At 52.5% G+C, this 12,278-nt stretch carries 11 protein-coding genes; 10 read left to right on the forward strand and 1 reads right to left on the reverse strand.

The genetic code is table 11. The annotated features are described in order from the left end of the window. The first annotated feature begins 146 nt into the window (after nt 1-146). The 10 genes from rimP to H8S80_RS01240 all read left to right on the forward strand — a co-directional run bounded on the left by rimP (nt 147) and on the right by H8S80_RS01240 (nt 10,200). On the forward strand, nt 147-614 hold the full coding sequence (rimP, locus tag H8S80_RS01195) for a ribosome maturation factor RimP (protein ID WP_002600711.1): 468 nt from the start codon (nt 147-149) through the stop codon (nt 612-614). Between the two features lie 34 nt (nt 615-648). Further along, nucleotides 649-1,869, forward strand: coding sequence for a transcription termination factor NusA (gene nusA, locus H8S80_RS01200; RefSeq protein ID WP_002600710.1), 1,221 nt, complete (start codon nt 649-651; stop codon nt 1,867-1,869). Between the two features lie 19 nt (nt 1,870-1,888). Beyond that, the gene (gene rnpM / locus H8S80_RS01205; RefSeq protein ID WP_002600709.1) at nt 1,889-2,158 is read left to right on the forward strand and encodes an RNase P modulator RnpM; all 270 of its coding nucleotides are present in this window, start codon (nt 1,889-1,891) and stop codon (nt 2,156-2,158) included. After that, a complete protein-coding gene (locus H8S80_RS01210; protein WP_002600708.1) occupies nt 2,151-2,486 on the forward strand; it encodes a L7Ae/L30e/S12e/Gadd45 family ribosomal protein in 336 nt (111 codons plus the stop codon). The genes rnpM and H8S80_RS01210 overlap by 8 nt, the downstream gene beginning before the upstream one ends. Beyond that, a complete protein-coding gene (infB, locus tag H8S80_RS01215) occupies nt 2,473-5,826 on the forward strand; it encodes a translation initiation factor IF-2 (RefSeq protein WP_187049032.1) in 3,354 nt (1,117 codons plus the stop codon). Before H8S80_RS01210 ends, infB begins: the two co-directional genes overlap by 14 nt. Before the next feature lie 77 nt (nt 5,827-5,903). Beyond that, entirely contained in the window at nt 5,904-6,266 is a 363-nt protein-coding gene (rbfA, locus tag H8S80_RS01220) for a 30S ribosome-binding factor RbfA (protein WP_002600705.1), read from the forward strand. Between the two features lie 11 nt (nt 6,267-6,277). Next, entirely contained in the window at nt 6,278-7,237 is a 960-nt protein-coding gene (locus tag H8S80_RS01225; protein WP_002600704.1) for a DHH family phosphoesterase, read from the forward strand. A 2-nt stretch (nt 7,238-7,239) separates the two neighbouring features. Next, nucleotides 7,240-8,145, forward strand: coding sequence for a tRNA pseudouridine(55) synthase TruB (gene truB, locus H8S80_RS01230; RefSeq protein WP_117633445.1), 906 nt, complete (start codon nt 7,240-7,242; stop codon nt 8,143-8,145). Beyond that, nucleotides 8,145-9,101 carry a bifunctional riboflavin kinase/FAD synthetase gene (locus H8S80_RS01235; protein ID WP_181988049.1) on the forward strand — a complete coding sequence of 319 codons (957 nt, stop codon included), beginning with the start codon at nt 8,145-8,147 and terminating at the stop codon, nt 9,099-9,101. Before truB ends, H8S80_RS01235 begins: the two co-directional genes overlap by 1 nt. Before the next feature lie 46 nt (nt 9,102-9,147). Then, nucleotides 9,148-10,200 carry a C40 family peptidase gene (locus tag H8S80_RS01240; protein ID WP_117633443.1) on the forward strand — a complete coding sequence of 351 codons (1,053 nt, stop codon included), beginning with the start codon at nt 9,148-9,150 and terminating at the stop codon, nt 10,198-10,200. A gap of 380 nt (nt 10,201-10,580) precedes the next feature. Here the strand turns inward: H8S80_RS01240 and pyrG are convergent, their stop codons facing one another. Further along, nucleotides 10,581-12,221 (reverse strand): CTP synthase, encoded by a 1,641-nt coding sequence (gene pyrG / locus H8S80_RS01245; RefSeq protein WP_117633442.1) that lies wholly within the window; start codon nt 12,219-12,221, stop codon nt 10,581-10,583. Between the last annotated feature and the right edge of the window lie 57 nt (nt 12,222-12,278).

The raw sequence follows: 12,278 nt of genomic DNA on the forward strand, positions 1-12,278 counted from the left end.
ATACGACGGTTTTACGGGGAAAGTTTAAAAAGACCTTGCAATGGCTGGAAAACAGTGCTATAATCGTAGCGATAACATGATAGATGACTGATAAAGAGTGGGCGAGAGTCCACTCTTTCAATTTTGTGCAGAAAGGTGGGAAGAACATGACAAAAAAAGAGACCTATGAAAAGAAGACGGAAGACTACCTGCTTCCATTGATGGAAGAATATCATTTTGAACTGGTTGATGTGGAATATGTAAAAGAGGCGGGAAACTGGTATCTGCGTGCTTATATAGATAAAGAAGGCGGAATTACGGTTGATGACTGTGAGGTTGTCAGCAGAAGGCTGGGAGAATGGCTGGACGAGAAGGATTTTATCGAGGACAGCTATATTCTGGAAGTGAGTTCACCGGGGCTGGGAAGGCCGCTTAAGAAAGATAAGGACTTCGACAGAAGCATCGGAGAAGATGTGGATATTAAATTGTACAAACCGATGAATAAACAGAAGGATTATACGGGTACTTTAAAAGCATATGATAAAAATACCGTGACTGTCACGGTGGAAGACGGGACCGAGCTTGTATTTAACCGCCCGGAGATCGCATTAATCCGGCTGGCATTTGATTTCTAAACAGTATGATGGATGAGAGTAGGAGGATAAAAAAATGAATAAGGAACTGTTAGAAGCACTGAATATTCTGGAAAAAGAGAATAATATCAGCAAAGATACCCTGCTGGAGGCGATCGAGAATTCTCTTCTTACGGCGTGCAAGAACCACTTTGGCAAGGCAGACAATGTCAAGGTGAGCATGAACCGCGATACATGCGACTTTTCCGTTTACGCGGAGAAGGAAGTGGTGGAGGAAGTGGAAGACCCGCTGCTTCAGATCAGCCTCGCGGAAGCCAAGATGACGGATCCGAAATATGACGTGGGAGATATCGTACAGTGTCCGATCGATTCCAAGAAGTTTGGACGTATTGCCACACAGAATGCGAAGAATGTGATCCTCCAGAAGATCCGTGAGGAAGGAAGAAAAGCCCTGTATAACGACTGGTACTGCCAGGAGAAGGAAGTGGTTACCGGTATTGTACAGAGATATTTAGGGAAGAATGTCAGCATTAACTTAGGTAAGGTCGATGCCATTTTAAATGAGGCGGAGATGGTGAAGGGCGAGGTATTCAAGGCCACGGAGAGAATCAAGGTGTACGTTCTGGAGGTAAAGGATACTCCGAAGGGACCGAGGATTTCCGTATCGAGAACCCATCCGGATCTGGTAAAACGCTTATTTGAATCAGAAGTGGCAGAGGTAAAAGACGGAACGGTAGAGATGAAAGCCATTGCCAGAGAGGCAGGCTCCAGAACAAAGATCGCCGTTAAATCCAACGACCAGAATGTGGATCCGGTAGGCGCATGTGTCGGCTTAAACGGCGCGAGGGTGAATGCCATCGTGAATGAGCTTCGCGGCGAAAAGATCGACATCATCAACTGGGACGACAACCCGGCATACTTAATTGAGAATGCATTAAGCCCGGCAAAGGTTATCTGCGTGGTGGCTGACGAGGATTCAAAGGAAGCTCAGGTTATCGTACCGGATTACCAGCTTTCCCTGGCAATCGGTAAAGAAGGCCAGAACGCGAGACTGGCAGCAAGGCTGACAGGATATAAGATTGATATCAAGAGTGAGACACAGGCCAGAGAGATGGGATTATTCGAAGAACTGGGTCTGGATTATCAGGAAGACGGAGGTTACGAGGATTACGAAAGCGATTATCAGGAAGATGGAGACACAGAATACCAGGAGGATTACCAGGAAGACGATCAGGAAGATTACCAGGACGGCGGCTTAGAGGAAGACAGCTTAGAGGAAGACAGCCAGGAAAAATAAAACGGGAAGTGATTGAAACGTGAGTACAAAGAAGATACCGCTCAGACAGTGTATCGGCTGTGGTGAGATGAAAAGTAAAAAAGAGATGATTCGTGTGCTTAAGACGGCGGAGGACGAGATTGTGCTGGATGCGACCGGACGGAAGAACGGGCGCGGCGCATATCTGTGTCCCTCCATGGACTGTTTTAAGAAAGCAGTTAAGAACAAGGGTCTGGAACGCTCCTTTAAGACGGCGATTCCAAAGGAAGTATACGAAACGTTGGAAAAGGAGATGGAGCAGCTTGGATGACAGACAGAAAGTTCTTAATCTGATTGGTCTGGCTACAAAGGCCGGGAAGACTGCAAGCGGAGAATTTATGACGGAGAAATCCGTGAAGAGTGGAAAGGCATTCCTGGTGATCGTGTCGGAGGAAGCATCTGACAACACCAGAAAAATGTTCACCAATATGTGTACTTACTATGAAGTTCCAATCTACTTTTTCGGTAAAAAGAGCGAGATCGGTCATGCAATGGGAAAGGAAATGAGAGCTTCCCTTGTCATTCTGGACGCGGGGTTCGCAAAAGCAGTCGTGAAACTATTGAATACAAATGGAGGTAGTAAGTATGAGAGTATATGATCTGGCAAAAGAACTGGGAAAAGACAGCAGTAAAGAGATACTGGATATCCTGGAAAAGCACGATATAAATTTAAAGAGTTCATCCAATATATCGGATGACCAGGCGTCTATCGTGAGAAAAGCGATGGGCGGAGCTGGAAAAAGCAGCGAAGGAAGGCAGAACGCACCGGCGTCCGAGAAGCCGGCGGGTGATGACTCAGCCAGAACTGATGCAGGCGCGGGTGAGCCGCACAAGAAGAAAATAGCAGCAGTTTTCCGTCCGCAGAACGCACAGATGAAGCCGCAGCGTCAGCAGGGCCAGGGAAACCGCGATGGAAGACCGCAGGGCCAGGGCTATCAGGGAAACCGCGACGGAAGACCACAGGGCCAGGGCTATCAGGGAAACCGCGACGGAAGACCGCAGGGCCAGGGCTATCAGGGAAACCGTGACGGAAGACCGCAGAATCAGGGCGGCAGCTATGAGCAGAGAACCGCTGGAAACAACACGGTATCCGGTCAGAGTGTCCAGCCGCGTGAAGCAGCAGATAACACAGTAAATACGCAGCAGGCACCGCAGAGCCAGACAGCGCCGGTTCAGCCGACTCAGACTCAGCCGACTCAGGCTCCGCAGACACAGGCACCCGCAGGCCAGTCACCGCAGGCGCAGCCGCAGCAGACCGACGCGCGTTCCGACCAGAATTCATCTGCAAGACCGCAGGGCCAGGGCTACCAGGGAAACCGCGACGGAAGACCGCAGGGCCAGGGCTACCAGGGAAACCGTGACGGGAGACCGCAGGGCCAGGGCTACCAGGGAAACCGTGACGGAAGACCGCAGGGTCAGGGCTACCAGGGAAACCGTGACGGAAGACCGCAGGGCCAGGGAGGCTACCAGGGAAACCGTGATGGAAGACCGCAGGGCCAGGGCTACCAGGGAAACCGCGACGGAAGACCGCAGGGCCAGGGAGGCTACCAGGGAAACCGTGATGGAAGACCGCAGGGCCAGGGAGGCTACCAGGGCAATCGTGATGGAAGACCGCAGGGCCAGGGAGGCTACCAGGGAAACCGCGACGGAAGACCGCAGGGCCAGGGAGGCTATCAGGGCAACCGCGACGGAAGACCGCAGGGCCAGGGAGGCTATCAGGGAAACCGTGACGGAAGACCGCAGGGCCAGGGAGGCTACCAGGGCAACCGCGACGGAAGACCGCAGGGCCAGGGAGGCTACCAGGGCAACCGCGACGGAAGACCGCAGGGCCAGGGAGGCTACCAGGGAAACCGTGACGGAAGACCGCAGGGCCAGGGAGGCTATCAGGGCAACCGTGATGGAAGACCGCAGGGCCAGGGAGGTTATCAGGGCAACCGCGATAATCGCGGAGGCAGACCGCAGGGACCGGGCGGACGTCCGGGAACAGGCAGAGACGGAGGAGCCAAGTCCTTTGATACACCGATCCAGGCAAAACCAACGAGCAACAGAGGCAATAAAAACGCCTATAAGAACGATAGATTCGACAAGAGAGACAAGGACGACGACGCAAAGAAAAATCTGGGCAAAGGCGGCAAGTTTAAAGCGCCGATCCAGCCGCCGGCACATGAAGAGCCTAAGGTAGAGGTCGTTAAGACGATCATTCTTCCGGAGGTCCTGACAATTAAGGAATTAGCGGAGAAGATGAAGCTTCAGCCGTCAGCAATCGTTAAAAAGCTGTTCCTGCAGGGCAAGATTGTAACCTTGAACCAGGAGATCGACTTCAACCAGGCGGAAGAGATCGCTATGGAATACGAAGTTCTCTGCGAAAAAGAAGTAAAAGTAGATGTCATCGAAGAGCTCTTAAAAGAGGATGAGGAGAACGAGGCCGACATGGTTGCCAGACCGCCTGTAGTATGCGTTATGGGCCACGTTGACCACGGTAAAACCTCCCTTCTTGATGCGATTCGTGAGACAAACGTAACCTCCAGAGAGGCCGGCGGTATCACACAGCATATCGGCGCCTACATGGTGGAAATTAACGGACAGAAGATCACCTTCTTAGACACACCAGGCCACGAGGCATTTACGGCCATGCGTATGAGAGGCGCTCAGTCCACAGATATCGCAATTCTGGTAGTCGCAGCGGACGACGGCGTGATGCCGCAGACCGTGGAGGCGATCAACCATGCGAAGGCAGCAGGCGTTGAGATTATTGTGGCAATCAATAAGATCGATAAGCCGAGTGCCAACATCGACAGAGTAAAACAGGAATTATCCGAATACGAACTGATTCCGGAAGACTGGGGCGGCAGCACGGTATTTGTACCGGTATCTGCACATACAAAGGACGGTATTCCGGAGCTTCTGGAGATGATCCTTTTAACCGCAGAGGTGAAGGAGCTGAAGGCCAATCCGAACAGAACTGCCAGAGGTTTAATCATCGAGGCAGAGCTTGACAAGGGAAAAGGCCCGGTTGCCACCGTTCTGGTACAGAAGGGTGTTCTCCATGTAGGAGATACCGTTGCCGCAGGTTCCTGCTACGGAAAAGTCCGCGCCATGATGGATGACAAGGGCCGCAGAGTCAAAGAGGCCGGTCCATCCACTCCTGTGGAAATCCTGGGACTGGGTGACGTTCCAAACGCAGGCGAGGTTCTGGTAGGAACTGTAAACGAGAAGGAAGCGAGAAACTTCGCAGAGACATTTATCTCTGAAGGCAAGAATAAATTACTGGAAGATACAAAAGCTAAGTTATCACTGGATGACTTGTTCAGCCAGATCAAGGCCGGCAATATCAAGGAACTGCCGATCATCGTCAAGGCTGACGTACAGGGTTCTGTGGAAGCAGTGAAGCAGAGTCTTGTGAAGCTGTCCAATGAAGAAGTTATGGTAAAGGTAATCCACGGCGGCGTTGGCGCCATCAACGAATCCGACGTATCTCTGGCATCTGCTTCCAACGCCATCATCATCGGCTTTAACGTAAGACCGGATGTGACGGCGAAGTCCATAGCAGAGCGCGAGAAAGTGGATATGAGACTGTACAAGGTAATCTATCAGGCAATCGAGGATGTGGAAGCGGCCATGAAGGGCATGCTGGATCCGATCTTTGAAGAGCAGGTTATCGGCCACGCCATTGTGCGTCAGACATTCAAGGCTTCCGGCGTCGGTACGATCGCAGGTTCCTATGTCATGGATGGTAAGTTCCAGAGAGGCTGCAGCGTACGTATTACACGTGCAGGAGAGCAGCTCTACGATGGCCCGCTGGCATCCTTAAAGAGATTTAAGGATGATGTGAAGGAAGTTGCGACAGGTTACGAATGTGGTCTTGTATTTGAGAAGTTCAATGACATCCAGGAAGATGACATGATTGAAGCTTACGCGATGGTAGAGGTTCCCCGCTAGTACTACTTTGCACCAGGACTTAAGTGGAAGCCGGGGAATCCTGCCGGAAGGCGGAGCGGCAAAACGAAAGGAAGAACATGCGTAAAAACAGTATAAAGAATACAAGAATCAATATGGAGGTTCAGAGAGAACTGAGCGAGATTATCCGCCTGGAGATCAAGGACCCGAGAATCCATCCCATGACGACGGTGGTTGCAGTCTCTGTGACTCCGGACTTAAAATTCTGCAAGGCATATATCAGTATTTTAGGCGACGAGGAAGCCGGCAATGCGACCATCGAAGGATTGAAGAGCGCGGAGGGCTATATCCGCCGCGAGCTGGCCAGAAGAGTAAATTTACGGAATACTCCGGAGATCAAATTCATTCTGGACCAGTCCATCGAATATGGGGTAAATATGTCGAAACTGATTGACGAGGTAACGAAAGATATCAAAGAGTAGGAGGTGTTTCCATGAGCTTTTTTGATACTATGCTTGAGGATGTAGAGACGATGGCGATCATCGGCCATATCCGCCCGGACGGAGACTGTATCGGATCCTGTCTGGCAGCGTACAACTACCTGGAAGAACATTATCCTGATGTCCGAGTGACCGTCTTTTTAGAGGAACCATCCATAAAATTCGGTTATTTAAAGAATATAGGGCGTATCTGCAGCGATTTTTCAGTGGAGGCGGAGTTTGATCTCTGCCTCTGCCTGGACTGCAGCGACATGCTCCGCTTCGGTGAAGCGGTGCGGTACTTAAACAGCGCCAAAAAGAGTATCTGCGTGGACCACCACGTGACCAATACCGGGTTTGCGGGACAGAATATCGTAGAAGCGAAAGCCAGCTCCACCTGCGAGGTCCTCTTCGGCCTTCTGGAGGAGGAGAAGATAAGCAAAGCGGTGGCGGAATGCATTTACACCGGTATTATCCACGACACAGGGGTGTTTAAATACGACTGCACCTCTGCGAAGACCATGGAGATCGCGGGAAAGATGATGGCAAAGGGAATCGATTTCCCCCACATCATCGACAACAGCTTTTACCGGAAAACGTATATTCAGAACCAGATTCTGGGACGTGCGCTTCTGGAGAGCATTACCTTCCTGGATGGGCGCTGTATTTTCAGCGTGATTCATAAGAGGGACATGGATTTCTACGGCGTGACCAGCGCCGACATGGATGGAATCATCGACCAGCTGAGGATTACGGAGGGCGTGGAGTGTGCGATTTTCATGTACGAGACGGCCTGCCGCGAGTATAAAGTGAGCCTGCGTTCCACCAATGATCTGGATGTGAGTAAGATCGCCGTGTATTTCGGCGGCGGCGGCCACGTGAAGGCTGCGGGATGTACCATGGCCGGCAGTGTTCACGACGTCGTCAACAACTTATCCGCACGGATCTCAGTACAAATTAATGGAGATACTTAAAGATGGCAGACGGTATCATCAATGTATACAAAGAAAAAGGCTATACCTCTCATGACGTTGTTGCGAAAATGAGAGGTATTTTAAAACAGAAAAAAATTGGACATACCGGCACGCTGGACCCCATGGCGGAGGGCGTGCTTCCCGTGTGTCTCGGAAACGGCACGAAGCTCTGCGATCTGCTGGCAGACCGGACGAAGACTTACCGCGCCGTGCTTTTACTGGGCCTCGAGACCGATACGCAGGATACGACAGGCGTGACGCTCGCCGAATATTCGGTGGCGGTGACGGAGGAAGAGGTGAAAGCGGCAGTCTTAAGCTTTCTGGGCGATTACGACCAGGTGCCGCCCATGTATTCCGCGCTGAAGGTGGATGGGAAGAAGCTCTATGAGCTGGCCCGCGCCGGCAGGGAAGTGGAACGGAAGGCGAGACCGGTGAAGATCCTGGATATCTCCGTGGAGGAGATCGCCCTGCCCCGAGTGACCATGACGGTGTCATGCACAAAGGGGACTTATATCCGGACGCTCTGCTACGATATCGGACGAAAGCTGGGATGCGGCGGCTGTATGGAATCGCTTTTGAGGACGAGAGTCGGACAGTTTGAACTGAAGGACAGCCTGACGCTTTCCGAGATTGAAAAACAGAGGGATAACGGCGGACTTGCGGATCACATTCTTGCCGTTGACGCCGTGTTTTTAGAGTATCCGGCTCTTACGATGAAGGAAGAGTTTGACAAGCTGGTCCATAACGGCAATCCGTTCTACCGCAATCAGGCGGAGGGAGACTCCCCGGCGCAGGACAGCCCGGTCCGGGTCTACGACAGCCAGGGGCGGTTTATCGGGATTTACGCCCTGGACCGGGAGAAGAACGTACTGAAGCCTCAGAAGGTTTTTCTGGGAGGAAACAAATGATGGAATATATAACCGAAACAACAGATTTTCAGATTGAGGAGCCTGCGGTCGTGACCATCGGCAAGTTCGACGGACGCCACAGGGGCCATCAGAAGCTGCTGAAGCAGATGCTGGAGGTGAAGGCGGAGCGCGGCCTTAAGACGGCTGTATTTACCTTTGATATGACGCCGGGAAGCCTGGTGGAGGGAAAGAAACAGACGGTTATCACCACCAATCTGGAGAGAAGGAATAATCTGGAAAGAATCGGCATAGACTATTTAGTGGAGTATCCGTTTACGAAGGAGACGGCACGTATGGCGCCGGAGGACTTCGTGCGGGATATCCTGGTTACGCGCATGCACGCCAGGGTGATCGTCGTCGGAACGGACTGCTCCTTTGGCTATAAGGGGGCCGGCAATGCGGACCGCCTCGAAGAATGGAAGGCGAAATACGGGTACGAGCTCATCGTCATCCACAAGGAACAGGATGACAACCGGGATATCAGCAGTACGTATGTGCGGGAAGAGCTGGATGCCGGAAATATCGAGAAGGCGAACGAGCTTCTCGGCGAGCCGTATGCCATCCACGGAACCGTGGTGCACGGAAATCATATCGGGGGAAGCGTCCTGGGATTTCCAACGGCCAACATTCTGCCGCCGCCTGAAAAACATCTGCCGACATTTGGCGTTTACGTGTCAAAGGTCTATGTAGAAGGTACTTATTACGGGGGAGTGACGAACATCGGAAGGAAGCCGACCGTGAGCGGGGTATCCCCTGTGGGAGCGGAGACATTTCTGTATGGTATAGATGAGGATATTTATGGGAAGAATATAGAAGTACAGCTGCTTTCGTTTATTCGCCCGGAGAAGAAATTTGACGGACTTGAGCAGCTGAAGGCGCAGATAGGAAGAGACAGGGATTACGCTCTGGCGTATTTAAAGAACCTGTCAGATCAGCAGATAACTCATTTATCATAAACAGCTTCAACAAATCTGAATAATAACTTGCGAAGGAATGTGCATAATGACTGACAAAGCATGGAAAATGCTGGGATTTTGCCTGGCCTGCGGCAGCGCCGTGGTCCTGGGCACAGCAGATGTACAGGCGGCGAAGCCGGAACCTTCCTTCACGTCCGGAAACTCCATAGCGGGATTCGGGACGGCCATGGACAAGCATTTGGAGTCCGTGGAGGAAACGGAGAGCCAGGCGGTGTCCGCCGGTCTTACGCAAGAAAAAGTGGTGTTCAGAACCTTTCGTGATATTTTCAAAAACCTTGGCGTAGCCATGGTGGAGGATTCCCTGAACATCAGAAAAGAACCAAAGAATGACGCGGATATAGTAGGAAAAATGGACAGCCATGCCGGATGCAGCGTGCTGGGGATGGAACATGGCTGGTATAAGATAAAGTCGGGTCAGGTGACCGGCTACGTCTCGGGTAAGTATCTCGCCGTGGGACAGGCTGCCAGGGCATCGGCCTATTACGATATGAAACTCATGCTCCGCGTAAACACGGATACCCTGAGGGTCCGCAGCGCTCCGGATACGGATTCGGAGATCCTGGGCCGGATCCACGAGGGAGAGACGTATGATTTTCTCTCCAGAGCGGGAGGCGGCTGGATTAAGATCCGATACGGTGAAAAAGACGGCTACGCCTACGTGCCGGGCAACGCGGTGGTGGCTTATACCATTCCGGAGGCGGAAAAAGTGGAGAATTCCCTTCGCCAGCAGGTAGTGAACTACGCCGTGCGTTTCGTCGGCAATCCATACCGGTGGGGCGGAACAAACCCGAATACGGGAGCCGACTGCTCCGGTTTCGTGCAGTATGTCATGGAACATGCCGCCGGCATCCATCTGGACAGAACCTCCAGGGAACAGTCCGCGGAGGGACTGGCGGTTTCTTCCACGGCCATGCAGCCGGGTGATTTACTGTTTTATGCCAGCGGAAGCACGATCGATCATGTCGCCATGTATATCGGAGGCGGAAAGATCGTCCATGCGGCCAACCGGAGAAGCGGCATCAAGATTTCAACCTGGAATTACCGGAAGCCGGTGACAATACGGAGAGTGATTCCATAGGCTTTAGTACCCATGGATGAGATCGGGCCGATATGGAGAACGCCTCCATGAATGCGGCAGATTACGGACAGGAGAAAGCTGTTTGCCAGCTTTTTCTGTCCGTTCTTTTATTTCGGAGGAACGCAGTCAAACGCGCTGTTCTCCTTCGGACTCCGTATTTAAATGATGTAATGCCTGAAGCACAAGCTCCTCTGTCCAGCCGGAACACTTCCCCTGAAACGGACAGTCGGAGCAATTTTCACTCAGCATACAGGCTGCGTATGCCCTTAAAAGTATAACTGCTTTTTCCGTAGTCACGATCGTGTCTGCCCCCATTTTCAATGATATTGATAGTATAACCAATATTCTTATTTTATGTGGGCGACAGGATAACTGGGGAATTATTTATCTTGATTTTTAAGCGCAGCCTCGATAAAGCCGGCAAACAGCGGATGCGGACGGTTTGGCCGCGATTTAAATTCCGGATGGGCCTGTGTGGCAACGAACCAGGGATGCTCCGGAAGCTCGATCATCTCGACGATCCGTCCATCCGGGGAAATGCCGGACAGCTTCATGCCGTTTTCGGTCAGGGCCTGGCGGTAGTCGTTGTTGACCTCATACCGGTGGCGGTGGCGCTCGTGAATCGTTTCCTGGCCGTATAGGGCGTAGGCTCTGGAGGTTTTGTCAAGCACACAGGGATAGGAGCCGAGACGCAGGGTTCCTCCGATGTCCTCAACGCCGTTCTGGTCCGGCATCAGATGGATAACCGGATGGCCGGTGTCAGGGTCTAACTCAGCCGTGTGGGCGTCGCTGTAGCCGACGACGTCGCGGGCGAATTCCACGATGGCCATCTGCATCCCGAGACAGAGACCGAGGAACGGGATCTCATGGGTGCGCGCCCAGCGGATGGCAGCGATTTTCCCTTCGATTCCCCTGCTTCCAAAGCCTCCGGGCACGAGGATGCCGTTCACACCGTCAAAGATCTCGGCGGCATTACCATCATTTACCTCCTCGGAGTCGACCCAGCGGATGGATACGGTGGCGTGGTTGGCCACACCGCCGTGTTTTAATGCTTCCACAACGGAGATATAGGCGTCATGTAAGGAGATGTATTTGCCGACCAGGGCCACCGTTACCTGCTTCTGCGGGTGTTTCCAGCTCTCGATCATGGAACTCCACTCGGATAAATCCGGTTCGGGACAAGGGATGTGCAGGCTCTCACAGGCTACCTCGGCCAGATGCTCCTGTTCCATTACCAGCGGGAGTTCGTAGAGTACCTCCACATCGAGATTCTGGAGCACGTGATTTTTCGGAACGTTGCAGAACTGGGCGATCTTGCTGCGGATTCCGTCGTCGAGGGGAAGCTCGGAGCGGCAGACGATGATGTCCGGCTGGATTCCCATGCCCTGCAAATCCTTGACACTGGCCTGGGTGGGCTTTGTCTTTAATTCCTCGGACACTTTTAGATAGGGAACTAAGGTTACGTGGATGAGAATTGCATTTTCACGGCCGACATCATGCTGGAACTGGCGGATTGCCTCCAAAAACGGCTGGCTCTCGATGTCTCCGACTGTGCCGCCGACCTCGATGATGGCAATCTCCATGTCATCGGAATGCGGGGAGTCTGAGACGCCGGACGCGGTCTGTTCTCCGCTGCGGTGAAAACGGCTTTTGATTTCATCGGTGATGTGGGGGATCACCTGAACCGTGCCTCCGCCGAAGTCTCCGCGGCGTTCCTTTGTCAGAACGGTCCAGTAGACCTTGCCGGTGGTGACATTGGAATTTTTCGTCAGATTTTCGTCGATAAACCGCTCATAGTGGCCTAAATCCAGGTCCGTTTCCACTCCGTCCTCGGTGACAAATACCTCGCCGTGCTGGACCGGATTCATGGTGCCGGGGTCGATGTTGATGTAGGGATCGAATTTCTGCATGGTGACGTGATAGCCGCGCGCCTTCAACAGACGGCCAAGAGATGCTGCGGTGATGCCTTTGCCAAGACCGGACACGACGCCACCGGTGACAAATACGTATTTCACTGGCATAAAAATGGTACCTCCTTAAGGTTTTTTGGGGATGTGTCATTCAATAAAAACGATATT

The sequence above is a fragment of the Hungatella sp. L36 genome (genome assembly GCF_014288035.1).

What these genes read in the sequence shown, in the direction of transcription:
- rimP (WP_002600711.1), top strand. Translation starts at nt 147, where the DNA reads ATGACAAAAAAAGAGACCTATGAAAAGAAGACGGAAGACTACCTGCTT.
- nusA (WP_002600710.1), top strand. Translation starts at nt 649, where the DNA reads ATGAATAAGGAACTGTTAGAAGCACTGAATATTCTGGAAAAAGAGAAT.
- infB (WP_187049032.1), top strand. Translation starts at nt 2,473, where the DNA reads ATGAGAGTATATGATCTGGCAAAAGAACTGGGAAAAGACAGCAGTAAA.
- rbfA (WP_002600705.1), top strand. Translation starts at nt 5,904, where the DNA reads ATGCGTAAAAACAGTATAAAGAATACAAGAATCAATATGGAGGTTCAG.
- H8S80_RS01225 (WP_002600704.1), top strand. Translation starts at nt 6,278, where the DNA reads ATGAGCTTTTTTGATACTATGCTTGAGGATGTAGAGACGATGGCGATC.
- truB (WP_117633445.1), top strand. Translation starts at nt 7,240, where the DNA reads ATGGCAGACGGTATCATCAATGTATACAAAGAAAAAGGCTATACCTCT.
- H8S80_RS01235 (WP_181988049.1), top strand. Translation starts at nt 8,145, where the DNA reads ATGGAATATATAACCGAAACAACAGATTTTCAGATTGAGGAGCCTGCG.
- H8S80_RS01240 (WP_117633443.1), top strand. Translation starts at nt 9,148, where the DNA reads ATGACTGACAAAGCATGGAAAATGCTGGGATTTTGCCTGGCCTGCGGC.
- pyrG (WP_117633442.1), bottom strand. Translation starts at nt 12,221, where the DNA reads ATGCCAGTGAAATACGTATTTGTCACCGGTGGCGTCGTGTCCGGTCTT.